The organism is Haloplanus sp. HW8-1, assembly GCF_023703795.1.
GTDB classification, from domain to species: domain Archaea; phylum Halobacteriota; class Halobacteria; order Halobacteriales; family Haloferacaceae; genus Haloplanus; species Haloplanus pelagicus.
Window position 1 is genome coordinate 125,572 of the sequence record NZ_CP098518.1, and the last position, 24,292, is coordinate 149,863.

The following is a 24,292-nucleotide window of genomic DNA, read 5'->3' on the forward strand; positions in this document are numbered from 1 at the left end:
GACACCGAACCATTTGTATGTTCGGACACGCCGAGCGCCGGGCCGGCGCGTGTCGGGTCCGAGACTGGAGCGGCGAGGGGACGACTCGACCGGCGGCCGACCGCTCGTCCCCCCGATCAGGTTTCCGGGGTGAGCACCGCGTGGGTGATATCCGGCGTGAACTCGTCGCCGGGGAGTTGTTGTTTGATCGCCGTCTCGGCGTCGCTGACCGCGAACTCGTGGGTGTTGATCGCCGCGATGTCCTCGCCCCGTCTGGCGACGATGTCCATCGCGCGTTCGACGTTGAGTGCCTGCCCCCGACCGCCGATGAGCATGACTTCGTCGTGGACGAGGCTGTCGGTGTCTATCTCCGTCGTCTCCCCGACCAGTCCCGGCAGCACGACCCGTCCCTTGGGCTCGACGACCGACAGGCCGAGCTGGATGGCCTGCGAGGACGGGGCCGTCACCACGACGACCGACGCGCCGTCACCCCCGGTGAGGTCGTCGATCCGCTCTTCGGTGTTCGGTTCGTCGACGAACACGGTGTCCGTCGCGCCGAGCGACGTGCCGACGTCGAACCGATGGCCGTCCGTCGAGAGGCCGGCGAGGACGATCGGGTCCGCGCCCGCCTCGTCCGCGACGACGACGGACGCGAGCCCCTGAGCGCCCGGGCCGATGATCACCACGTCGTCTCCCGGATCCACGTCGCCTTTCTCGACGACCCATCGGACGCCGTTGCCGATCACCGAGCCGAGACAGGCGGCCTTCGCCGGCGTCGCCTCGTCGACCGCGTGGACGCGGGTGTTCGGCGGGAGATACATGTACTCGCCGTACCCGCCCCAGAGGTGTGGCGGTTCCGAACAGCTGATCGAGACGCCGAAACACCGGTTCTCCTCGCACATGTGGTAGTCCCCGGATTGGCAGTACTCACAGTCGTAACACGGAACGTACGGCTCGGGCATCACGCGGTCACCGACCTCGACGCCCATCTTCGCGAGGCTCTCCTCGGCCCCGTCGACGACGCGGCCGACGACCTCGTGACCCATGACGAGCGGCAGGTTGGAGAAGTGCTCCTGTCCGGAGTAGAGGCCGATGTCGGTCCCACAGACCGACGTCATCTCGACGTCGAGGAGCGCGCCCTCCGCCGAGACGTCCGGGACCTCGAACTCGCGAAGTTCGAGCGTTTCCGCGTCGGACAGCACCATCGACTCAGTCGTCTCGTTCGCTGGCATGTATGCCCGTGACACGCCCTCTGTAATAAATCCCTCCGCGGGGGACTTCGATTACAGCATTTCGAGGCGAAAGCCCCCCTTCAGGGGTGGGATGAAGCCGACAGCCGGCGAAACGTTGATTATGTCGGCGCTCGTCGGTCGTGGCGCCGAGTCCGAGGTAAGGATACGCACCCTTCGCGGGGGTAGATGAAGCCCGCTATCTCGGTCGGGGGCCGTACTGGCACGGCCCACAACCCCACCGCGTACGAGTGGGGAACCTCCCGCCGTGGACTGCCCGGCCTGTGGTCGGGAACCCCACGCCTTTAGCCGTGGGAGGATGTCAGACTTCGTGGCGGATGCCGAGGGTGAGGCCACCGTCGACGGTCAGCGTCGTCCCGGTGATGTACGACGATCGGTCGGAGACGAGAAACAGCGCCGCGTCGGCGTGGTCCTCGGGTTCCGCCCAGCGATCGAGCGGGATCTTCTCTCGCGTCTCGCTGCGCTCCTCCGGCGTCGTCAACTCCTCGATGAGCGGCGTGAGCGTCCCGCCGGGACAGAGCGCGTTGACGCGGATGCCGTACTCGGCGAGGTCCCACGCCATGTGTTTCGTGAGGCCGATGACACCCCACTTCGAGGCGGTGTAGTTCGCCGGCCCCTCGTAGCTGATGTTCTGGCCCGCGATCGAGGAGATGTTGAGGATCCGCCCGCCGTCCGCCTCGGCCATCTCCGGAGCCGCTTGGACCGAGCAGTTGTACACGCCGTTCAGGTTGACGTCCATGACCTGTTGCCACTCCTCGGGCGTGATGTCCTGGAAGCGCTCGCCACGCGAGATGCCGGCGTTGTTGACCAGGATGTCGAGGCTTCCGAACTCCTCGACCGTCCGCTCGACGAGTCGCTCCGCGTCCGCCATCGACGAGACGTCACACTCGACCGCGGTGGCCGTGATCCCCGACGATTCGAACTCGTCGGCGGTGTCGGCCGCCGCCGCGGCGTCGATGTCCGCGACGATCACGTCGGCCCCTTCGGTCCCGAGTTCCTCGGCGATCCGCCGACCGATTCCCTGCGCTGCACCGGTGACGATAGCCGTCCGTCCGGCCAATCGAGAACCCATACCCGCAGTGGCGTGTGACGTGGTATTAATTGTGGGGGTCTCGCGGCGACGGGCGTCCGGCCTCCGCGACGTCGTCGGCCCGCCCCGCGGACGGTCGACCGGTGGCGTGGCGTGTCATGGCAAACTATATTAGAGAGGCTGCTCCCCATTTGGACGATGTCAGCCGAACATCCCCAACCCGGAGGGCACTATATCGCCGGCCAGTGGCGAGACTCCGCCGGCACCGACTACACTGCCGTTCGCAATCCAGCGACCGAAGAGGTGCTCGAGGAGTATCCGAACGCGACCCCAGCGGAGGTTCGGGAGGCGATCGACGCCGCCAACCAGGCACAGGTCGACTGGGGGCGACGTCCGGCGAAGGAGCGTGGGGATCTCGTCCGCGAGGTTGCGGACCTACTGCTCGCCCACCAGGACGAACTCGCGAGTCTCCTCGTCGAGGAGCAGGGGAAGCCCCGCTCGGTCGCCGAGGGCGAAATCGCAGCCTCGGCCGATCTCGCGGAGTACATGGCCGAGTGGGATCGACGGATCGAGGGAGACATCCTCCCCGGCGACAGCCGGGACGAGAGCATCCACCTGCAGCGACAACCCGTCGGCGTCGTCGCTGGCATCATCCCGTGGAACTACCCCATCGCGGTCTTCATTCGGAAGTTCGCGCCGGCGCTGACCGCCGGGAACGCGCTGGTGGCGAAGCCGAGCGAGGTCACCCCGATGGCGACGATCCGCCTCGCCGAACTCATCGACGAACACGTCGACCTCCCGGACGGGGTGTTCAACCTCGTCCTCGGCGCCGGCGAGACCGGCGAGGAACTGGTGACCTCGCCGGACGTCGACATGATCTCGATGACCGGCAACGTCGAGACCGGGAAGCAGATTATGCGTCAGGCCGCCGACAACCTCACCGAGGTATCGCTCGAACTCGGCGGGAAGGCCCCCGCTATCGTCTGGAAGGATGCCGACATCGACGCGGCCGTTGAGGACGTCCTGACCGCCCGCATCACGAACACCGGACAGGTGTGTACGTGCGCGGAGCGCGTGTACGTCCACTCTAGCGTCCGCGAGGAGTTCGAGGAGAAGTACCTCGACGCGGCCCGGGAGATCAGCGTCGGCCCGCCCGAGGACGACCCCGATATGGGTCCACAGGTCAACGAACGCGAGTTCGAGAAGACCGAGGCGGCCGTCCAGCGTGCCCGGGAACAGGGTGCCGAGGTCCGTCTCGGCGGGAGCGAACCCTCGGGTGAGGCGTTCGAGCGGGGATACTGGTACGAGCCGACCGTCGTCACCGGCGTCGAACAGGACATGGACATCATGCAACAGGAGGTCTTCGGCCCGGTGACCCCGATCATGGAGATCGACTCCCTCGACCAGGCCATCGAGTACGCCAACGACTCCCGGTACGGGCTGTCCGCGTACCTCTTCACCAACGACTACCGGGTCGCGATGCGTGCCGCCGAGGACCTCGAGTTCGGCGAGACGTACATCAACCGGACGCTGGGGGAGTCCTGGCAGGCCCACCACATCGGCTGGAACGAGTCCGGCATGGGCGGCGAGGACGGCAAGTACGGCTTCCTCAAGTACACCCAACTGAAGACCGTCTACCACAACTACTCGTGAGCGCGCGAGCCAACCGCACCGACCGACGACCACGACCGACCGACAGCGAACCTATCCACGACACGACAACATGATCGGAACATCCCACCACTACGGCGTTACCGTATCGGACATGGACGAAGCGCTCGAGTTCTACCGGGACACGCTCGGTATGGAACAGATGGACAGCCTCTCCTTTGCGAGCGAGGAGTTCAGCAAGTTCGTCGGCGTCGAGGGCGTCGACGTCGACCTGACGTTCCTCGACGCGGACGGCTGTGCCGTCGAACTGCTCGAATACCACGAACCCCCGGGCGGCGACGCGAACGAAGGCGTCTCCAACAACGACGTCGGGGCCGCACACTTCTGTCTCGAAGTCGACGATATCGACGCCGTCTACGAGGACCTCTCGGACGAGGTCGAGTTCGTCAATCCGCCCCAGACGCTCGCGAACGGCGCGGAAGTCGCCTACATGCACGATCCCGACGGTAACATCGTCGAACTGCTCTCCGAGTAACTCCTCCGGCCGCTGCGCCGGACACGGCGCCGTGTCGCCGTGATTCCACCCCGCCACCATTTTTTCGACCGCTCTCCCGCCGCCGCGGCGTCCCGTCTCCCGATCGTGAGGCGTGTCAGTCCGGTAGCTTGATTAGACGAGATACAGACAGTGGGAGTGATGTTCGAGCAAGTGCACCACGTAGCTTATACCGTGGACGACCTCGACTCGTATCAGACGTTCTTCGGTGACGTCCTCGAGATGGAGAAGGTGGACTACCGGGAGATGCCCGACGACGGATACAAGGCGGCGGTGTACGATGTCGGCGGCGTCTACATCGAGGTTCAAGAACCGATGGGTGAGGACACCGACATCAAAGCCGAGATGGACGAGTTCCTCGAAGAGCAGGGGAACGGCCTCAACCACGTCGCCTACGAAGTCGACGACATCGAGGCCGCCGTCGAGCGGTGCGAATCCGAGAAGGGGATCCAGCGCGAGTGGGACGAGCCCATCGTGGCCCCCACGTTCCCCGACTGCAAGCTGATCGACATGGATCCCGACACCAGTCGCGGCATCTACCTGCAACTCGTCGAGGAGATGGACTGACCGGCGATGCTCAACCTCCCACCGCAGCTTCAGGACCGAGACGAACCGATCGACGTCGGCGTCATCGGCGCCGGCCTGTTCGGGACGAAACTCGTCGACCAGATCGAGCGGGTCACCGGTATGCGGACGGCCGCCATCGCCGACCTCGACCTCGACAAGGCCCAGCAGGCGTACCGGGAGTCCGGCGTTCCCGTCGCCGACGTGACCGAGACCGACGGCCTCGCCGGGCTGAACGCGGCCATCGCCGACGGGCAACAGGCCCTGATCGACGACGGTCCCACCCTCGCCCGAAGCGACGTCGACGTGATCGTCGAGTCGACCGGCATCCCCGAGGTCGGTGCACACCACGCCTACACCGCCATCATGGAGGAGACCCACGTCGTGATGGTGAACGTCGAAGCCGACACGGTGGTCGGCCCCACTCTGGCCGACCTCGCGGAGAAAGCCGGCGTCACCTACTCGATGGCGTACGGCGATCAGCCGTCGCTGCTCGCCGAACTGTACGACTGGGCCCAGACCGTCGGCCTCGACGTCGTCGCCGCCGGAAAGGGCAACCCGTTCGTCGAGGAGTACCGGTACGGGACGCCGGACGACGTCTTCGACCGATGGGGGTTCGACGAGGATTTCGTCGAGGAACACGACCTCAACCCCTGGATGTACAACTCCTTCCTCGACGGTACCAAGGTGGCCGTCGAGATGTGTGCCGTCGCCAACGCGACCGGGCTGACTCCCGACGTACAGGGGATGCACCTCCCCGACGCGTCGATCGAGGAGATACCCGAGAAACTCCGCCCGAAGGAGGAGGGCGGCGTCCTGAACGACACCGGCGTCGTCGACACCGTCAGTTCGCTCCGTCCCGACGGCACGGAGATCGACGACAACATCAGCTTCGGCGTCTTCATCGTGACGACGACGCCCAACGAGCGGGTTCAGGAGTATCTCGAACAGAGCAGCGGCTCCGGTATGTACGTGGCCAGCGACGGGAAGTATCAGGTGTTCCACCGTCCCTACCACCTCCCCGGCACCGAGACGTCCGTCAGCGTCGCCAACGCAGCCATCCGGAACGAACCGACCGGCGTCCCGCGGTCGCGCGAGGCCGAGGTGGTCGGCGGCGCCAAACGGACGCTGGAACCGGGCGACGAACTCGACGGCGGCGGCGGCTACACCGTCTACGGACTGCTCGAAGACGCCGACGTGGCGGAGGACCGAAACCACGTACCGTTCGAACTCCTCGACGGTGCCGAGGTGGTCTCGGAGATCGAACGAGACGAGATCGTTACCTACGACGACGTCCGCCTCGACGAGGACTCGTTCATCTACCGGCTTCGTCGACTGCAGGACGTCGTCTGAGCGGTTTCCGTTCGATCGGGCCGCGTCCGTCGCCAGTCGGGCGGTCCCGACCGGCCTGACCGCCGGTCCGGGCTCCGATCACCCGCCCGATTCGGCTCGGTCCACCAGCGCTCGAAGCTGATCGACGACCGGTTTGTCGACCGCCGCCCCCTCGATCACGGCCACGCCCTCCTCGGTCGCCTCGAAGGCCTCGATGACCCGCTTTGCGCGGGCCACCTCCTCGGCCGACGGCGTGAAGACGTCGTTGATGACCGCCGCCTGCTCGGTCGTCATCGCCGCCTTCCCGTCGAAGCCGACGGCCTTGGCCGCCCGCGCCTCGGCCCGCGTTCGCTCCTCGTCGTGGACTGCGGCGAGGTTGGGTTTGTCGACGGCGTGGATTCCCGCGCCGTTTGCCGCCATCGACAGCAGGAACCGCGGGACCGAGAGGTCGGTCTCGTCGAGGATCGACATCCCCATGTTCATCTGGAAGTCGATCGCCGCGAACATCAGGCCGTGGAGCCGTTCGCTCACCCGGGCGATCCCCTGGGCGTCGAACAGTGCGCTCGGCTTCTCGATCAGCGGATGGAGGCCGACCCCGGCGTCGTACTCGTTCAGTACGTCGTCGACGAGACGGACCTCGCTCGCGTCCCGCACGTCGGGGAGCAAGAGCAGATCCGGGCGGACGTCGGCGGTCGCGATGGCCCGGACGTCCTCGATTCCGCGCTCGGTGTCGACGCCGTTGACGCGGACGGCGAGGCGCTGTGACCGCTCGTCGTGGTCGGTGAGCGTTTCGAGCGTCCGCGTCCGTGCCGCCGCCTTCGCGTCGGGGCTGACGGTGTCTTCGAGGTCGACGATCACGACGTCGGCGACCGAGCCGATGGCCTCGGCGACGCCGTCGGCGTCGGAGCCGGGAACGAACAGGTAACTGCGATCGACGGACATGACGACGCTCGCTACGGCCGCCGGGTAGTAAACGTTGGGTACCCGGTCGAGGGGATCGGCCGGGACCCGGCGGGTCACTCGGGGACGAGCGACGCCCGGGCGACGTCGCGCTCGTCGGACCGGCGGATGGCGGCGTCGACTTCGTCGAGCGGATAGCCCTCGCCGACCAGTTCCTCGAACGGGTAGTCGTCGCCCGTCTCGTGCAGGAACTCGAGGGCGGTCCGGAGATACCAGGGGTCGTACCGCATCACGGACCGCACGTCGATCGACTTGCGGGTCATCGCGCCGGGGTCGAACTCGGTCGTGTGGCCGGGAACGACGTTCCCCATCTCGAGGTAGCGCCCGCCGGCTCTGAGGAGTTCGATCCCCTCGGCGAACGCCTCGGGAACGCCGGCGACTTCGACGCCGACGTCCGCCCCGTCGCCCCCGGTCAACTCACGGACCCTCTCGGCCCGTTGCTCGACCGAGTCGTACGTTCGGAGGTCGACGGTGTGATCCGCACCGAAGCGTTCGGCCAGGTCGAGGCGGTCCGCCACCCCGTCGATCACGATGGTCTCGGCGCCGCGCTCGCTCGCCGCCGCGACGGTGTTGAGTCCGAGGCCGCCGGCCCCCTGGACGACGACCGTATCCCCCCACCCCACGTCGACCGCGTCGAGGCCGCCGAGTACCTGCGCGAGCGCACAGTTCGCGCTCGCGGCCGGGCCCTCGTCGAGTTCCGGGGGTACCTTGTAGAAGAACTGGTCGGGGTAGACGTAGTAGTGGGACGCGAACGTGCCGTGGAAGTGCGGCGGTACGTCCGCGGACTGGGACCAGTGGTCGTAGGCGTGTTCACAGAGGCGGAACTCGCCGGCGCCACACCGAGTACACGACTCACAGATCGCGAAGTACGTCGGGACGATGAGGTCGCCCTCCTCGACCGGCCGCCCCGCGTTGTCGGTCGTGACGTTCTCACCGAGTTCGACGATGCGGCAGAGTCCCTCGTGGCCGAGGGGGCCGTCGTCGATCTTCGGGTGACCGCCCCGCCACATGTGCAGTTCCGACCCACAGACGTTGGCACGGACGATTTCGGTCACGATGGCGTCCGGCCCCGGCGAGGGAACGTCGAACTCCTTCAGCTCGACGTTTTTCGTTCCGTTCAGACAGGCGATGCGTCCGCGAGTGTTCGATGCCATGACCGTACGTGCACGAGGGGCGAGCCTAAAACTATCGCCGGGGGTCGGGATCGACGAGGTCGAGCGGCGTCTCGATCCGGACGTCAGGCGACGGATCGACGTCGTGGCCCGCCCGGCAGTGCAGCGAGACGAGGATGCTGTCGATCCCCGCGCGGTTGGCGCCCGCAACGTCCGCACTCGGCGTGTCTCCGACCATCGCGACGGGCCGTGTCGAGATCCGGCCGAGCGCCCGGTCGAACAGCGGGGCGTTCGGCTTCCCCACGACCGTCGCTTCCGTGTCGCTCGCGGCTTCGATCGCCCGGAGGATCGCACCCGTCCCCGGTGCGACCCCGTCGCCGGACGGGTAGGAGGTGTCTCCGCTCGTCGCGACCAGCGGCAGGTCCCGGTCGTAGACGAGGCTGGTCGCCGTCGCGATGTCGTCGTACGTGACCGTCGGATCGAACCCCACCACGACGGCGTCGGCGTCGCGTTCACGGTCGGCGATCCCCCGCTGGCGCAACTCCGCCCGAAGGCCGTCCATTCCCACGAGGTAGACGCTCTCGACGCCCCGATCCGCGAGATACTCGGCCGTCGCCGACGCAGCGCTCGTGATCTCGACCGGCCGGGCGTCGATTCCGAACGCCGCGAGCTTCTCGGCGAACTCCCGGCGCGTGTGCTGTGAGTTGTTGGTGACGAACTGGATCTCCTTGCCGGCGTCCCGGAGTCGTCGGAGCGTCTCGACGGCACCCCTGACCGGTTCGTCGCCGACGAAGACGACGCCGTCGAGGTCGAAGAGAAGCGCCTCGTACTCGTCTGCGAGCATCGACGATGGCTACGACGACGGCGGCCTTGACTCTTGTGCGCTCCCGACGTCCGGTGACGCGGCGACCACCCGTGCCTTCGTCGGTCCGGCTCCGGGGGCAGGATTAATAGCCGACGCCACGCGTGTCTTCCCCATGGCGGAGCGCTTCACTGCGACCTACCGGATCGAGACCCCGGAGTCGCCCCAGGCGGCGGCCGAGGCGATGGCCGGCGAGCAGTCGGCGAGCACGTTCGTCGACGTTCCGGGCCAGACGGATGACCTACAGCGGCGCCACGGCGCGACGGTCGTCGACGTGACCGAACTGGAGACGACGACGGAGCCGACGCTTCCGGGCGTCGACGCCGACGCCGACGAGTACACCCGCGCCACGGTGCAGATCGGATACCCCCTCGACAATCTCGGGGTTTCGGTACCCCAACTCCGCACGACGGTCGCCGGCAACGTCTTCGAGATGCAACCGCTCTCCGGGGTGCGACTGATGGACATCGACGTGCCGGCGGCGTACGGGTCGGCGTGTCCGACCCCGCAGTTCGGGATCTCGGGGACCCGCGACCTGATCGACGTCCACGACCGCCCGATCGTCGGAACGATCGTCAAGCCGAGCGTGGGGCTGTCGCCGGGGGAGACGGCATCGCTCGTCGAGACGCTCGTCGAGGCTGGCGTCGACTTCATCAAGGACGACGAACTCATCGCCGATCCGCCCTACTCCCGGTTCGAGGAGCGGGTCGAGGCGGTCATGTCGGTCATCAACGAGCACGAATCGGAGACGGGCAAACGGGTGATGTACGCGTTCAACGTCACCGGCGACGTCGACGAGATGCGGCGCCGCCACGACGTGGTCCGCGACGCCGGCGGGAGCTGTGTCATGGTCAGCCTCAACAGCGTCGGCCTCGCGGGCGTCCTAGCGCTGCGCCGGCACAGCGACCTGCCCATCCACGGACACCGGAACGGCTGGGGGGCGCTCTCGCGGTGTCCCTCCCTCGGCTTCGAGTATACGGCCTACCAGAAGCTCTGGCGCCTCGCCGGCGTCGACCACCTCCACGTCAACGGCATCCGGAACAAGTTCACCGAGTCCGACGAGTCGGTCGTCGCCTCCGCGCGGGCGGTCCAGCGACCGATCCCGGGGGACGACGGCGCCCTCCCCGTGTTCTCCTCCGGCCAGTGGGCCGGACAGGCCCACGACACCTACGAGGCGCTGGGCAACGTGGACCTGATGTATCTCGCCGGGGGCGGGATCATGGGGCACCCGGACGGCCCGGCCGGGGGCGTCGACGCGCTGAAGCAGGGCTGGGAGGCCGCCATGGCCGGCGTCTCGCTCGCGGAGTACGCGACCGATCACGCGGCGCTCCGCCGCTCGATGGAGGCGTTCGGGGACGATGAGTGACGACGACCTCCTCCTCGCGTACTACGGGGACGACCTGACGGGATCGACGGACGCGATGGAGGCGCTCGGTCTCGGCGGCGTGCGCACGGCGCTGTTTCTCGAACCGCCGACGGAGTCGGAGCTGACGGGGCGGTTCGCGGACCTCGATGCGGTCGGCGTCGCCGGCCGGAGTCGGTCGATGTCGCCCGACGAGATGGACGAGGTGTTGCCGGACCACTTCGAACGACTCGCGGACCTCGACCCGGCGTTCGTCCAGTACAAGGTCTGTTCGACCTTCGACTCGGCGCCCGACGTCGGGAGCATCGGCCACGCCGTCGACATCGGCCAGGACGTGTTCGACTCTCCCTTCGTCCCCGTGGTGGTCGGGGTGCCGGCCCTGGAGCGGTACGTCGTCTTCGGGAACCTGTTTGCGACCGTCGACGACCGCACCTACCGCATCGACCGCCACCCGACGATGAGCGACCACCCGGTGACGCCGATGACCGAGGGCGACCTCTGTCGACACCTCGGCGACCAGACGGACCGGCGGACGGACCGTTTCGACGTGCTCGCCCTCGAGAGCGGGGGGGTCGACGCCGCGTTCGCACGTCTCGTGGCCTCGGACCCGGAGGTCGTCCTCTTCGATACGCTCGACGACTCACACTTACAGCGGATCGGTCGTCTGCTCTGGGCGTATGCGCTCGAACTCGCGGGCGGGGACGCGGACACGAACACGGACGACGACGGTCCTCTCTTCGCGGTCGGTTCCTCGGGACTGGGGTACGCCCTGACCGCGTACTGGGCCGAGACAGGTGCCGTCTCGCCGCCCGAATCGATTCCGACGGCGGACCCCGTCGACCGCATCGCCGTCATGTCCGGGAGCGCGTCGCCAGAGACGGCCGCACAGATCGACGCCGCTCTCGCCCGCGAGGACTTCACGGGCGTCAGACTCGACACCCCCGCGCTCGTCGACCCCGAGCGCGTGGCGACAGAGCGCGACCGGGTCGTCGACGCGGCGACCGACGCGCTCGCCGCCGGCGACAGCGTCGTCATGTACGCGGCCCGGGGGCCGGACGACCCGGCGATCGAGCGGACCCGTGCGGCCGCCGAGCGCCAGGGGATCGACGACGTTGGCGGCCGGATCGGTCGCGAGCAGGGTGCCATCTTCGAGGCCGTCCTCTCCGAGTCGGACGTCTCGCGGGCGTGTATCGCCGGTGGCGACACCAGCGGCTACGTCGCGCCGGCGCTCGACATCTACGCGCTGGAGTTCCACAGTCCGATCGCCCCCGGCTGTCCGCTCTGTATCGCGAGTTCCGACACCGAGGAGTTCGACCGCCTGCAACTGTCGCTCAAGGGCGGACAGACGGGCGGGGAACGGTATTTCGAGAACGTCCGACGCGGCCAGTCCGACCACTGGCCCTGAGCGGGCGGGTCAGTCCTCCTCTTCGGGCATGACGACCGTCACCGGCCGGTCAGCCTGCAGGAGGATCGACTGGGTCGTACTGCCGAAGATCGCCTTCCCGACCGGCGACTGCTTCCGACCGCCGATGACGAGGTACTCCGCGTCGACGTCGCGGGCGAACTTGAGGATCTCCTTGGCAGCCCCCCCCACGCGCCCGGCCGTTTCGACGTCTTGCAGCGATCCGAGGGCTGCCTCGGCGACCTCGGCGGCCACCTCCGCGGCGTCGTCTTCCCCGTCGTTGAGCGTGTAGGTCGCGTCGGTCGACGGCTGGCTCGCGATGTTCGTCTGGCGCTCCTTGAACAGGTCCTGGGGGAGGACGTTGAGAACCATCAGTCGCGTGTCGTACTTCTCCGCGAGGTCCTTTGCGACCGTCAGCGTCCGACTGTTGTCGCCGTCGTCGTCGACGGCAGCTACGATTGCCATACGCGCAGTCATTCAGTTCATCGCACAATAAACGTGGCGACGCGGCGGACGGTAGCTTTTTTCGACGACCAGCGGTACGTCACACCATGGCATCCCAACCGACCGATCGGAGGTCCGTCTTCGTTCCGAGCACCGACCCCGACGCCGTCCTCGATGCGACGCGACCGCTCGACGCGGTGTCGTTCCCGAACGTCCGTACGCCGGTCGACGTCGATCGGATCGTCGACCGCCTCGCCGACGCCGTCGGCCACGGCGACTTCGAGCATCACCTCGGAACGCTCGCGGAGTCGGCGCGATGAGGGTCACGCTCCTCGCCACCGGCGGAACGATCGCCTCGACCGGGGACGACGGCGACGGGGCGACACCGGAACTCGACGCGGCGGCGATCGAGCGTCGCGTCCCCGAGGTCGACGGGGTGGACGACGTCGCCGTCGAGACGTTCGCGACCATCCCGAGCCCGCACATGACGGTCGAGCGGCTGTGGGCGTTGACCGAGCGGCTCCGCGACCTCGAACCCGAGACGGACGCCGTCGTCGTGACCCACGGCACGGATACCCTCGAGGAGACCGCCTACTTCCTGGACCTGTGTTACGACGGCCCGCTCCCCGTGGCGATCACGGGCGCGATGCGGACCGCGTCCGATCCGACCCCGGACGGCCCGATGAACGTCGAGGCGGGGCTCCGGGCGGTCGCGAGCGACGGCGCCCCGGCGGGGCGGGTCGTCGTCGCCTTCGCCGGCTCCCTCTATGCGGCCCGCGACGCGAGCAAGACGCATACGACGGCCATCGACGCGTTCGAATCGAGGGAGTTCGGTCCCCTGGGCACCGTCGATTACTCGGGCGTCACGTGGCGGCGTCGCGAGACCGGTGTGGAGACCTACACCCCCGATCCCGACGCCCTCTCGAACGACGTCTTCGGGATGACCGTGACCGCGGATCTGCCGCCTTCGCATCTCGAACCCGGCACCGAGAGCGACGCCGTCTGTCTGGCGTCGCTGGGCGCCGGGCACGTCCCGCCGGCCGTCGTCCCGGCCGTCGCTGAGATCCGGGACGCGGGCGTCCCCGTCGTGGTCACCTCCCGGTGTGGCGCCGGACGGCTCGCCAGCACCACCTACGACTACTCCGGGAGCGAGCGGTTCCTCGCCGAACTCGGCTGTCACGTGACCGACCTCCAGCTCCCGAAAGCGCGGATCAAAACAGTCGTCGCGCTGGCCGCCGACCGACTCGACGACGCGTTCGAGCGTCGGTGAGTCCGGTCCGCGCGGCGGGCCGAGTTGCCACTCACAACACTTTTGTACTGGTTGCTTGTGCAACACCATGCACGATGTCAATCGGAGTCATCGGACTCGGTAAGGTAGGCAGGGGTATCGCCAAAAACCTCGTCGCGGCCGGCTACGACGTCGTCGGGTTCGACCTCGACGAGGACGCCTGCGCGAAGGCGAGCGAGCACGGCGTCGACGTCGCCGAGAACAATCCCGAGGTGGCGCGGCGCTGTTCGACGATCATCCTGTCGCTGCCCCACCCCGACGCGAGCCAGGCGGCCGTGGAGGCCATCGTCGAACACGGGGAGCCCGGGACCGACGTGTTCGATACGAGCACGCTCTCGGCGCTCCGGGCACAGGAACTCGCCGCCCTCGCGGACGAGGGTGGCGTCCACTACTTCGACTGCCCGATCACCGGCGGCGAGGTGGGGGCACAGGCCGGCGAACTCACGATCATGGCAGGCGGGGATCCGGACCGCATCGAGGCGAACGCCGAGGTTCTCTCGGTCATCTCGACGGACGTCTACCACATCGGCGAGGTCGGCGACGCGCAGTTCGTGAAACTGATCCACAACCACGTCGGCCAGACGACCCTCGTCATCTTCATCGAGGGGCTGTTGCTCGCCGACGAGTTCGGCGTCGATCCGACCGTTCTCTACCGGACGCTGCGCCACTACACGCAGATCTACGACGACAAACTCGACAGTTTCTTCTCCAACAACTTCGGCGAGGAGTTCGAGGCGCACTTCCGCCCCGAGGGCGAGGAGGGCATCTACCGGAACCGGTTCAACCTCGACGTCGCCCACAAGGACCTGGTCGAACTGAAGAGCCTCGCCGACAAGTACGAGACGTATCTCCCGCTCGGTAACTTCGTCGAGCAGTTCCACCGCGAGGGGATGAACGCGGGGTACGGCGACAAGCCCCACCCGCTCCTGCTCGAGTACTTCGAGGAGAACTTCGACACCGAAATCGAAACGACCGAGCAGGGCCGCGAGAAGAGCCACGGCAAGATCGTCTGAGCGCGCCGGCGACCCACTCGAACCGTTCCGTAACGTCGGGCCCCGCCGGGGTGAAACACTTAACACCCCGAGCCTCGTTACTCAGCGGGTAATGGAAGCCACGTTCTCCGGATTCAGACGAGACGACGGCCGCATCGGCGTCCGAAACCACGTCGCAATCGTTCCGACGTCCGTCTCGGTCAGTTCCATCGCGAGTACGATCGCCGACGAGGCCGGCGAGTGGGCGCGCGCGACGCCCCACCAGATGGGGACGTCCCAACCGAAGGGTACGCGCGAACAGACCCGACGAACGCTGGCCGGCATCGGTACGAACCCGAACGTGGGCGGCACGCTCGTCGTCGAACTCGGGACCGAGGACCTCGACGCCGAGGGGTTGGCCGACGACATCGCGCGGGCGGGTACCCCGGTCAGCACGCTCACCGTCCGCGAGGTCGGCGGGACCCGCGCGGCGCTCGACGAGGGGGAACGCCTCGCGGCGGCGCTCTACGACGAGGCCCGGAACGCCCGCCGCGAGGAGGCGGACGTGAGCGAACTCGTCTTCGGCGTCGAGTGTGGGGGCAGCGACGCGACCAGCGGGATCGCGGCGAACCCGGCGGTCGGTCACGCCTGTGATCGCCTCGTCGAGGCCGGGGGGACGGTCTCGTTCAGCGAGACGCCGGAGTTCATCGGGGCCGAACACACGCTGGCCGAACGCTGTACCGACGAGGAGACGCGCCGCCGCCTGCTCGATCGGGTCGACCAGCGGGAGAGCCAGGCCGAACTCATGGGCGTCGACCTGCGGGGCGCTCAGCCCACCCCCGGCAACAAGGAGGGCGGACTCACCACCGTCGAGGAGAAGAGCCTGGGTGCGATCGCGAAAGGTGGGACCACACCCGTCGAGGGGATGGTCGACTACGCCGAGCGACTCCCGACGGGCGCCGGCCTCGTCCTGATGGATACACCCGGCTACGACGTCGAGAGCGTCGTCGGAAAAGTGAGCGGCGGTGCGCAGGTGGTTGCCTTTACCACCGGCCGCGGGAGCACGACCGGGAACCCGATCGCCCCCGTGATCAAGGTGACCGGCAACCCGAACACCTGGGAGGAGATGTCGAGCAACATCGACGTGAACGCCAGTACCGTCGTCGACGGGGCGCCGATATCGGCGGCCGGCGACCGCGTCTACGAGACGCTCGTCGCGGTGGCCGACGGCCGGCGGACGGCCGCCGAGCGGCGTCACCTCGAGGAGTTCGCGATCAACGAGATCCAGCCCAACGAACTCGCCTCGACGGAGGTGGACGTATGAAAGGCGAGACCTTCGAGGACGTCGCCCTGCGGATGGACGACCGGGACGACGTCGCGACCGCGCTGGCGGATCTCTCGGCCGGCCGCAATCTCGATGTCGGCGAGAACACGGTCACGCTCGCAGAGGACGTCCCCTTCGGCCACAAACTGGCGCTGCGACCGCTCGGCGCCGGCGACGAGATCGTCAAGTACGGCGAAGTGATCGGCGTCGCGAGCGCCGACATCGACGCCGGCGAGTGGGTCCACACGCACAACTGCGAGAGCATGCGCGGTCGCGGCGACAAGGCCGCCACGGAGGGATCGGCGTGACCGACGCCGGATCCGTCGGGTCGCCACAGGGGTCGGTCGTCCGCGACGACGGGGCGGTCGGCGTCCGGGACCGGGTGCTCGTCCTCCCGTCGGTGATCTGTTCACACGTTGTCGCCGAGCGCATCGCCGAGCGGGTCCCGGGTGCGGTCGCCACGCCCCACGACCACGGCTGTGCACAGCTCGGAGCCGACATCGACCAGACCACCCGGACGTTCCGCAACCTCGCGAGGAACCCGAACGTCGCCGGCACGCTCGTCGTGGGGCTGGGCTGTGAGGGCGTCCAGAGCGACGACGTGGCCGCCGACCTCGACGCCCGGTCGGTGCCGGTTCGCGAGGTGGCGATCCAGGACGTCGGCGGCACCGACGCCTGTATCGACGCCGGGACGACGCTGGCGCGTGACCTGGTCGACGGCGGATCGGCGTCGAGCCCCTCCGGGCGCGTCTCCCTCGGCGACCTCACCGTCGGCGTCGTCGTAGGCGCCCCACACGCGTCGAACGTCGACGTCGCCGAACCGGTCGTCGGCGAGTTCGTCGCCGACCTGGTCGACGCCGGGGGGCGGGCGATCCTCGCGGGCGCCGAACGGTTCGTCGCCCATCCCGAGGCCGCACGCGAACGGGCGACGCCCGCGGCGGCCGACGACGTGACTGCGCTCGTCGAGCGCCACCGCGACCGCCCGGCGAAGGTGCGGCGGTTGCAGCGCATGGCGGAGAGCGAACCCTTCGACGAACTGACCCGGGCCATCCCGGACCGGCCGATCGAGGAGATCGTCGAGTACGGTGCTCGGGCTGCGACGCCCGCGGGCGTCGCGTTGCTCGACTCGCCGTCGGAGTTCGCCGAAGCGGCGACCGGCCTCGTCGCCGCCGGCGCACAGTTGATCGTCCACGTCACCGCCGACGGCGTGACGACCGGCCACCCGCTGGCGCCCGTGGTCAAGGTAAGCGGCGACGGGACGACCGTCGACGCGCTGCCGGACGACATCGACGTGGACGCGCGGTCCGTAACGGCCGCCGACCTCCGCGAGCGCGTGCTAGCGATCGCCGACGGCGAGCCCTGTCGTGCCGAGCGACACGGCGTGACGTCGTTCGCGATCACGCGCGTCGGACCGTCGATGTAGCTCGCTCGGGGTCGCGGTCCGGCCACGGACCGGCGGGTAGCACAACAACTAAACCGCTATCAGTTCACCTCGGCGTATGCCACTGGATCCGCCGAATCTCGATCCGTTGCTCTCCCCAGAATCGGTCGCCGTCGTCGGGGCGAGCCCCGATTCGTGGTACTCGTCGCGGCTGCTCGACAACCTCCTCGAGTACGGCTTCGACGGGACCGTCTACCCGGTCAACCCGAACCGCGACGAGGCGTGGGGCCGAACGTGTTACGACGACCTGTCCGCGGTGCCCGAACCGGTCGATCTAGCGGTCGTCAGCGTGCCACGGGAGTACGTCGTCGAGACGGTCGCCGAGGCCGGCCGAGAGGGAATCCCCGCCGCGCTCGTCATCACGGCGGGATTCGGCGAGGCCGACGACCGAGGGGCGGAACTCGAAGCCGACCTGGCCGAGGTGGCGAGCGACCACGGCGTCCGCCTCGCCGGGCCGAACTGCATCGGCCTCGCGAACGCCGTCGAGGGGACCGTCCTGACGAGCACCTGTTCGCGACGGCCGGAGCCGGGACGGATCGGGCTGGTGAGCCAGTCCGGCGCGCTGGCGTTCACGACGTTCTTCGAGCGCGGCGCCGACGAGGACACCGACTTCGCGTACGTCGTCTCGACCGGGAACGAGGTCGACCTCTCGGTGACGGAGTACGTCGAGTATATGGCCGCCGATCCGGACGTCGACGTGATCTGTGCGTACGTCGAGGGGATCGACGACCCGCAGGCGTTCATGCGCGTCGCCGACGAGGCGGTTCGCGCCGGAACCCCCGTCCTGACGGTCAAGGTCGGCCGCTCGGGCGTCGCGGAGGCGGCGACGCTCTCTCATACGGGATCGCTGACCGGGAGCGACGACGCCTGGAACGCCGCCTTCGAACAGACGGGGGTCGAACGGGTGCCGGACATCCCCGACCTGCTGGCTCGGGCGAGCGCCCACACCGAGTTCGAGCCGCCGTCGTCGGATCGGCTCTGTATCGCCTCGACCAGCGGCGGCCTCGCGAGCCTGCTCGCTGACATGGCCGCCGAGCGCGGCCTCTCCTTGCCCGCCATCGACGGCGCCACCGAGCAGCGACTGCTCGATATGGACGACCTCCTGACGTTCGGCGAGATGCACAACCCCGCGGACATCCGCGGCTACGGGGCGGACGCCATCCCCGAAATCGCGGCGGCGCTGTTCGACGACGACGGCTTCGACGTCTACGTGTTCGCAATCGCGCTCTCGGCCGTCGACGCGGACGCCGCGGACATCGCGACCGATCTCCTGAGAGTCCGGGAGATGGCCGACGATCCCGTCCTCTTTCTCTGGACCGGGCGAAAGGAGCCGGCCGACCTCGACGACCCACAGCCGTACGAGCGGGTCAGCGAGGCGGTCCCGCTGTACTACGATCCGTCGCGGTGTCTCGACGCCGTCGAGTCGCTGGTGGCGGCCGGCGAGGCCCAGCGCCGATCTTCGCCCTCGCGGGCCACCCTCCGGAGTGAGAGTGACGGGAACCGGGCGGGTGAGCTTCCGGCCGACCGCGTCCTCACGTGGACCGAGGCCGCGTCGTTGCTCGACGCGTACGACATCGACGTGCTGGAAACGCGGGTGGCGACGTCGCCGGCCAAGGCCGTCGAGTACGCGTCGGCGTTCGGCTATCCGGTCGCGATGAAAGTCGACTCCGTCGACGTCCCCCACCGGACCGACGCCGACGCCGTCCGGGTCGGCCTCGAGGACGACGCGGCCGTCAGGGAGGCGTACGCGGCGATCCTCGAGAACGTCGCCGACTACGATCCGGCGGCCGACGTCGAGGGTGTCCTCGTCCAGCCACAGGTCGACGAGGGCGTCGAGGCGCTCGTCGGCGTCGCCGACGAGCCCGGCTTTGGCTCCGTCGTGACGGTCGGTCCCGGCGGCACGCGCGTCGAAGTGCTCGACGACGTGACGGTCCGTGTCCCACCGCTCTCGGCGGCCGACGCGCGAAGCGCCGTGGCGGGGACGGCGCTGTCGGATCTCCTCGCGGCCCACCGGGGCCGGGCGGCGGCGGACGCGGAGGCGCTCGTCTCGCTCGTCCGGCGCGTCGGCCGACTCGCCGCCGACGTCGACGACCTGGCGGCGCTCGACCTCAACCCCGTCGTCGTCCACGAGGACGGTATCAGTGTCGTCGACGTGCTGGCTCGGACCGAATAGCGGGCGACGATGGCGGGGCCGGGCGTGTGACCGAACCCCGCACGCTGATGTGTGTCGCCACGATAGGTGACCACGTCGCATGATCGATCCACCGAATCCGGACCGACTCGCGGAGATCAACGATGCGTCGATCGGCGAGTTCCCCGATCTGGTTCTGCTCGAACGGACGCGCGACCAGCCACAGGTCGACGACGTCGAGGCAGCGACCCGAGCGGCCGTCGACGACGTCCTCGACGCGTCGGCACTCGACGACGGCGCAGAGGTTGGCATCACCGCCGGCTCCCGTGGCATCCACGACATGCCGGCGATCCTCGCGGCCGCCGTCGAGCATCTGCAGGGGAACGGCTACGAACCGTTCGTCCTGCCCGCGATGGGCAGTCACGGGGGTGCGACCGCGCAGGGGCAGCGCGACGTCCTCGAGAGCCTCGGTATCACCGAGGCGTCGGTCGGGTGTGAGATCCGCTCTTCCATGACGGTCGAGACGGTAGGGCGGGACGCGGCCGGGCGGCCGGTGTACGCCGCCACCGACGCCCTCGACGCCGACGCCGTGTTGCTGGCCAACCGCGTCAAACTCCACACGGACTTCCACGGCGACGTCGAGAGCGGCCTGAGCAAGATGGCGGTCATCGGTCTCGGCAAGCAGCGCGGCGCCGACGTGACCCACCGGGCGGGGCTGGACGAGGGTCTCGACGTCGCCATCCCGGAGCGGGCGGCCATCCTCTTCGAGGAGACGCCCATCGTCGGCGGGATCGCCATGTACGAGAACGCGGCCGACCGCGCGGCCCACGTCGAGGGCATCCCAGTCGACGCGATCCCGGACCGGGAGCCGGAACTACTGGCGGCGTCAGAGGAACTGTTCCCGCGTCTGCCGGTCGACGACCTCGACCTGTTGATCGTCGACGAGATCGGCAAGAACGTCTCGGGCACGGGCATGGACACGAACGTGATCGGGCGGATGAACTACCACGGCCAGCCGGAGCCGGACACGCCGAACTACGACCGCATCTACGTCCGCGGACTCACTCCGGAGTCACACCACAACGCCATCGGAATGGGGCTCGCGGACTTCGTCCACGGCGACGTCGTCCCGGAGATCGATCTGACAGATACGTACATCAACGGCGTGACCGGTGGTGAACCGTCCCGGAGCAGCCTGCCGGTGATCGCGCCCTCCGACGAGGTGGCGCTCCTGTTGGCTTACTCGTCGGTCGGCCGTGGCTCGCCGGCCGACCTCCGGATCGGCTACGTCGAGAACACGCTGGAACCGGACCGGATCGCCGTGTCGGCGCCAGTCGCCGCGGAGGTAACCGACCGGAACGATATCGAGGCGGTGAACGAGGTTCCACTCCGGGTGCACGACGGCGACTTCGCGTTCGATCCCTTCCGGTCGTAGGCCGTCGGCGTCGGGACCCGCCGTCCCGTCGACGCGATGGCTATTTGAACGGTGGTCGCGAAGCCTCGCGCATGCCGGACTCGACCCAGGCGGAGGTCAGATCGAACTGGTGGATGGCGAACGCGGCGACCGTCGTCTGGTTACTGCTCCTGTACGTACTCGTCGTCCTCCAGGCGTTCGTCTTCGAGGCCTCACGGGCCGCGGCGCTGCTCGCAGTCCAGGGGTGGCTCTTCGTCTACCTCGTGTTCTCCATCGCGGCACTGTTCGGGTTCTACTACGACGCAGCCGAAATCGTCGACGCGGGCCGGGATTGGCACCCGTACTGGTGGCTCTACGTCGTTGCGTCGTTTCTCTTTACTCCGTCGTTTACCTCCTTCGTCTACCTCGTCCAGCGTGGGCGTCACATCGGGCTCTACGTCAGCGGGCGCAAGTTCGGCCCGACGGTCTGATCCCCGCCTTCCGGTTCCGAGGGGAGGAGTGCGTGACTTCCGAGTCGATGACCCGGCGCCTGCTGTTCAGGCCGCCGGATCGATGAGTTCGACCGGGTGTCGCGGCGTCGGTCCGAGCAGGTCGTCGAGTTGCTCCATACAGGACGTGCCGCTCGCGACGACCGTCCGGTTCTCGGCGGCGTCCGCGAACTGGTCGGCGAGTCGCTCGCCGACGTCCATGCTCAGTTCGTAGAACTCCGTCTTGTACCCGAAGCTCCCGGCCATGCCACAGCACTCCACGTCGGACGTCAGCACGTCGTACCCCAGGCGATCGAGGACCGCCTCGGTGTAGGGTTCGAGACCGAGCGTCCGCTGTTGACAGTGACTGTGGTAGGCGACGCCGTCGGCGTCGCCCCCGCCGGCAGTCAGGGGGGACGGATCGGCCCCGTTCTCCAGCAGGCCGTAGACGTACTCCAGCAGTTCGAAACTGTTCGACGACAGCGTCGCGTGGTCGTCCGCGTCGACGAGGCGTTCGTACTCCCGGTCGAACATCGCGAGGTCGCTCGGCTCGACGACGACGACGTCGTACCCGCGGTCGACGTAGGGATCGAGCGTCTCGCAGACGGACGCCGCCTTTTGCTCGGCCGTCGCGATCATCCCCTGTGACAGCGGGGCGCGGCCGGAGCCACACACGTCCGGCACCACCACCTCACAGCCGAGGGCTTCGAGCACCCGGACCGCGGCCTTGCCGCGGTCGGTCTGGACGTAGTTGGTGTAGACATCGGGGTAGAGGGCGACCCGCCGACGCGGGTCGACGACCGGATCGCCGGCGTCGCGAGCGCTCGCCCAGTCGCGGAGCGTGGTTCGCTCGAAGGTCGGGAGGTCACGCCGGGCGTCGATGCCGAAAAGCGACTCCATGACGCCGCGGACCGGCCCCGCCGAGGCCACCGCGTTCGAGAGGGGGGCGGTCGCACTGCCCAGTTTGGCGGCGGTCTCGAAGTTCCCGAAGAAGCGCTTCCTGAGCGGCGTTCCTGCCGTCTCCTCGTCCGGGACGAGGCCGTCGACCAGTAGGTCGTCGAAGCCGGGATCCGTCCCGCGGTTCACCCGGTCCCGGACGACGGTGTTGATCCACGGGATGTCGATCTTCACCGGACAGGCGTTGACACACCGGGAACAGCCGGTACAGAGGTCGTTGAACTCGGCGGCCGTGTCGAGGGACTCGACCCCGGCCTCCCAGCCGGTAGCGATGCCGCCGGTGTACGTCTCGCCACCGAAGGCGTGGCCGCCGACGGACTGGAAGTTGCCACAGGAGTTCGCACACGCCCCACACCGGATACAGTACAGCGTCTCCCGCAGGTCGTCGTCCTCGCGCATCGCCATCCGACCGTTATCGATCAGGACGAGGTGAAAGTCGCGGTCGGCGTCGTTCCCGCCGAAGTTCGGGTCCGTGGCCGCCTCGAAGTCGACCGTCGGCGTCTCGACCGGCGGCGTCAGGATCGAGAGATACTGCGGGATGTGTTGGCCCGTCGCGGCCCGGGAGATGAGTTCCGCGAACGGGTGGAGGTCGCCGATCCCCGGGATGATCTTCTCGATGCCGGCCACGGCGACGTGTGTGTCGGGAACCGACGCGCATTTTCGGGCGTTGCCCTCGTTGGTCACGAGTGCGATGGAGCCGCTATCGGCCAGCACGAAGTTCGCCCCGGTGATCCCGACGTCGGCGGCCTCGATCCGCTCGCCGAGGTAGTCCCTGGCGAACGCGGTCAGTTTCTCGGCCGTATCGAGCGGTTCGTCGTGGTCGAACTCGCGTTCGAACAGCGCCGTGACGTCCTCGCGGCTCCGGTGAAGCGACGGCCCGACGATGTGCGAGGGCGCCTCCTCCGCGACCTGGACGACGAACTCGCCGAGGTCGGTCTCCCAGACGTCGGTTCCCGCCGCTTCGAGCGCCTCGTTCAGTTCGATCTCCTCCGTGGTCATGGACTTGGACTTCACGACGCTCTCGGCCCCGTTGCCCTCCACGACCTCGGTGACGTAGCGGTTCGCGTCGTCGGCGTCGTCGGCGACGTACACCGTCCCGCCGTTGGCCTCGACGGCTTCCCTCGTGCGCTCGATCAGTTCCGGCAGTCGGTCGATCGCGTCCTCCTTGATGCGTCGGGCTTCGGACCGGTACTGCTCGTGGGTGTCGGCGCCGACCTCGTCGATCCTGTCGTAGCGTTCCGCGTTGAAGTGGCGGGTGTTCTCCTTGATCCCCTCGCCCTCCGAGCGGAGGAGCGCACGGATGGCGTCGGCGTCGAGTCCTTCCGGCTTACTCATCGTCGGCGAGCACCATCACGTGGACGTCTTCCGGCCCGTGGACTCCCTCGACGAGGGCGCCCATGTCGCCGGTCGCGCTCGCGCCGGTCGCGAGGACGAACGACCGCTCGCCCTCGTCGAACCGGCCTTCGAGCCAGTCGAACGCGGCGTCGAGGTCGGGGCACAGGTCCCGTTCCCGAACGACGACGACGTGGGTTTCGGGGTGGATGGAGACGAGTTCGTCCCCCGCCGCTCTCGACTGGATCGCGACGGTTCCGAGCGACGCGACGCCGAGCCCTGCGGCCGTCACCCCGGTTTTCGCCTCACGGAGCTGTGCCGGCGTTGGGTTCAGCGTCACGGGCGCGTCCGCGAGGTCGACGTCCTCGAACGGAAGCGCGGCCCCGACTGCGGGGCGGTCGACGACCGCCGCGAGGGTCTCGGCGAACGTCTCGGGCGTGGTCACCGTCGACTCCGTGTTCGACTGTGAGAGTGACTGCTGGAACTCCGCTACGGAACTCATACC

At 68.4% G+C, this 24,292-nt stretch carries 23 protein-coding genes; 15 read left to right on the forward strand and 8 right to left on the reverse strand.

What is annotated here, in order from left to right:
• Positions 1 to 116: 116 nt before the first annotated feature.
• Together NBT82_RS00730 and NBT82_RS00735 are read right to left on the reverse strand one after the other, a co-directional pair.
• Entirely contained in the window at positions 117 to 1,211 is a 1,095-nt protein-coding gene (locus NBT82_RS00730) for a zinc-dependent alcohol dehydrogenase (RefSeq protein ID WP_251329680.1), read from the reverse strand.
• A gap of 319 nt (positions 1,212 to 1,530) precedes the next feature.
• Complete coding sequence (locus NBT82_RS00735) at positions 1,531 to 2,301, reverse strand: SDR family NAD(P)-dependent oxidoreductase (protein ID WP_251329681.1); 771 nt, start codon at positions 2,299 to 2,301, stop codon at positions 1,531 to 1,533.
• 156 nt (positions 2,302 to 2,457) lie between these two features.
• Between NBT82_RS00735 and aldA the strand changes: the two genes are divergently transcribed.
• The 4 genes from aldA to NBT82_RS00755 all read left to right on the forward strand — a co-directional run bounded on the left by aldA (position 2,458) and on the right by NBT82_RS00755 (position 6,340).
• Positions 2,458 to 3,912, forward strand: coding sequence for an aldehyde dehydrogenase (gene aldA, locus NBT82_RS00740; protein WP_251329682.1), 1,455 nt, complete (start codon positions 2,458 to 2,460; stop codon positions 3,910 to 3,912).
• Between the two features lie 70 nt (positions 3,913 to 3,982).
• Positions 3,983 to 4,405 (forward strand): VOC family protein, encoded by a 423-nt coding sequence (locus NBT82_RS00745; RefSeq protein WP_251329683.1) that lies wholly within the window; start codon positions 3,983 to 3,985, stop codon positions 4,403 to 4,405.
• 159 nt (positions 4,406 to 4,564) lie between these two features.
• Positions 4,565 to 4,990: a VOC family protein gene (locus NBT82_RS00750; protein WP_256476659.1), complete on the forward strand. Its 426-nt coding sequence runs from the start codon at positions 4,565 to 4,567 to the stop codon at positions 4,988 to 4,990.
• 6 nt (positions 4,991 to 4,996) lie between these two features.
• Positions 4,997 to 6,340 (forward strand): NAD(P)H-dependent oxidoreductase, encoded by a 1,344-nt coding sequence (locus NBT82_RS00755; RefSeq protein WP_251329685.1) that lies wholly within the window; start codon positions 4,997 to 4,999, stop codon positions 6,338 to 6,340.
• A gap of 78 nt (positions 6,341 to 6,418) precedes the next feature.
• Here NBT82_RS00755 and NBT82_RS00760 read toward each other — a convergent pair whose 3' ends face one another.
• From NBT82_RS00760 to NBT82_RS00770, 3 genes are all read right to left on the reverse strand, one after another.
• Positions 6,419 to 7,261: an HpcH/HpaI aldolase/citrate lyase family protein gene (locus tag NBT82_RS00760; protein ID WP_251329686.1), complete on the reverse strand. Its 843-nt coding sequence runs from the start codon at positions 7,259 to 7,261 to the stop codon at positions 6,419 to 6,421.
• A 74-nt stretch (positions 7,262 to 7,335) separates the two neighbouring features.
• Positions 7,336 to 8,433, reverse strand: a complete 1,098-nt coding sequence (locus tag NBT82_RS00765; protein WP_251329687.1) for a zinc-binding dehydrogenase — start codon at positions 8,431 to 8,433, stop codon at positions 7,336 to 7,338.
• A gap of 31 nt (positions 8,434 to 8,464) precedes the next feature.
• Entirely contained in the window at positions 8,465 to 9,235 is a 771-nt protein-coding gene (locus NBT82_RS00770) for an HAD-IIA family hydrolase (protein ID WP_251329688.1), read from the reverse strand.
• A gap of 133 nt (positions 9,236 to 9,368) precedes the next feature.
• On the opposite strand from NBT82_RS00770, the gene NBT82_RS00775 reads away from it, so the two are divergent.
• Together NBT82_RS00775 and NBT82_RS00780 are read left to right on the forward strand one after the other, a co-directional pair.
• Entirely contained in the window at positions 9,369 to 10,619 is a 1,251-nt protein-coding gene (locus NBT82_RS00775) for a ribulose-bisphosphate carboxylase large subunit family protein (RefSeq protein ID WP_251329689.1), read from the forward strand.
• Entirely contained in the window at positions 10,612 to 12,021 is a 1,410-nt protein-coding gene (locus NBT82_RS00780) for a four-carbon acid sugar kinase family protein (protein ID WP_251329690.1), read from the forward strand. The genes NBT82_RS00775 and NBT82_RS00780 overlap by 8 nt, the downstream gene beginning before the upstream one ends.
• Positions 12,022 to 12,030: 9 nt before the next feature.
• Here the strand turns inward: NBT82_RS00780 and NBT82_RS00785 are convergent, their stop codons facing one another.
• Positions 12,031 to 12,483, reverse strand: coding sequence for a universal stress protein (locus NBT82_RS00785; RefSeq protein WP_251329691.1), 453 nt, complete (start codon positions 12,481 to 12,483; stop codon positions 12,031 to 12,033).
• An 86-nt stretch (positions 12,484 to 12,569) separates the two neighbouring features.
• Here NBT82_RS00785 and NBT82_RS00790 point away from each other — a divergent pair, with 86 nt between their 5' ends.
• The 9 genes from NBT82_RS00790 (at position 12,570) to NBT82_RS00830 (ending at position 21,501) form a co-directional block, all read left to right on the forward strand.
• A complete protein-coding gene (locus NBT82_RS00790) occupies positions 12,570 to 12,782 on the forward strand; it encodes a hypothetical protein (protein ID WP_251329692.1) in 213 nt (70 codons plus the stop codon).
• A complete protein-coding gene (locus tag NBT82_RS00795; protein WP_251329693.1) occupies positions 12,779 to 13,732 on the forward strand; it encodes an asparaginase in 954 nt (317 codons plus the stop codon). Before NBT82_RS00790 ends, NBT82_RS00795 begins: the two co-directional genes overlap by 4 nt.
• A 74-nt stretch (positions 13,733 to 13,806) precedes the next feature.
• The gene (locus NBT82_RS00800) at positions 13,807 to 14,763 is read left to right on the forward strand and encodes an NAD(P)-dependent oxidoreductase (protein WP_251329694.1); all 957 of its coding nucleotides are present in this window, start codon (positions 13,807 to 13,809) and stop codon (positions 14,761 to 14,763) included.
• Between the two features lie 91 nt (positions 14,764 to 14,854).
• Positions 14,855 to 16,045 carry a UxaA family hydrolase gene (locus tag NBT82_RS00805; RefSeq protein WP_251329695.1) on the forward strand — a complete coding sequence of 397 codons (1,191 nt, stop codon included), beginning with the start codon at positions 14,855 to 14,857 and terminating at the stop codon, positions 16,043 to 16,045.
• Complete coding sequence (locus NBT82_RS00810; RefSeq protein ID WP_251329696.1) at positions 16,042 to 16,353, forward strand: UxaA family hydrolase; 312 nt, start codon at positions 16,042 to 16,044, stop codon at positions 16,351 to 16,353. The genes NBT82_RS00805 and NBT82_RS00810 overlap by 4 nt, the downstream gene beginning before the upstream one ends.
• Entirely contained in the window at positions 16,350 to 17,468 is a 1,119-nt protein-coding gene (locus NBT82_RS00815) for a UxaA family hydrolase (RefSeq protein WP_251329697.1), read from the forward strand. The genes NBT82_RS00810 and NBT82_RS00815 overlap by 4 nt, the downstream gene beginning before the upstream one ends.
• Positions 17,469 to 17,544: 76 nt before the next feature.
• The gene (locus NBT82_RS00820) at positions 17,545 to 19,659 is read left to right on the forward strand and encodes an acetate--CoA ligase family protein (RefSeq protein WP_251329698.1); all 2,115 of its coding nucleotides are present in this window, start codon (positions 17,545 to 17,547) and stop codon (positions 19,657 to 19,659) included.
• 79 nt (positions 19,660 to 19,738) lie between these two features.
• Complete coding sequence (locus tag NBT82_RS00825) at positions 19,739 to 21,052, forward strand: nickel pincer cofactor-dependent isomerase, group 22 (RefSeq protein ID WP_251329699.1); 1,314 nt, start codon at positions 19,739 to 19,741, stop codon at positions 21,050 to 21,052.
• A 71-nt stretch (positions 21,053 to 21,123) separates the two neighbouring features.
• A complete protein-coding gene (locus NBT82_RS00830) occupies positions 21,124 to 21,501 on the forward strand; it encodes a hypothetical protein (protein ID WP_251329700.1) in 378 nt (125 codons plus the stop codon).
• 66 nt (positions 21,502 to 21,567) lie between these two features.
• Here NBT82_RS00830 and NBT82_RS00835 read toward each other — a convergent pair whose 3' ends face one another.
• Entirely contained in the window at positions 21,568 to 23,790 is a 2,223-nt protein-coding gene (locus NBT82_RS00835) for an LUD domain-containing protein (RefSeq protein WP_251329701.1), read from the reverse strand.
• Positions 23,783 to 24,289: an LUD domain-containing protein gene (locus tag NBT82_RS00840; RefSeq protein ID WP_251329702.1), complete on the reverse strand. Its 507-nt coding sequence runs from the start codon at positions 24,287 to 24,289 to the stop codon at positions 23,783 to 23,785. Before NBT82_RS00840 ends, NBT82_RS00835 begins: the two co-directional genes overlap by 8 nt.
• Positions 24,290 to 24,292: the final 3 nt, after the last annotated feature.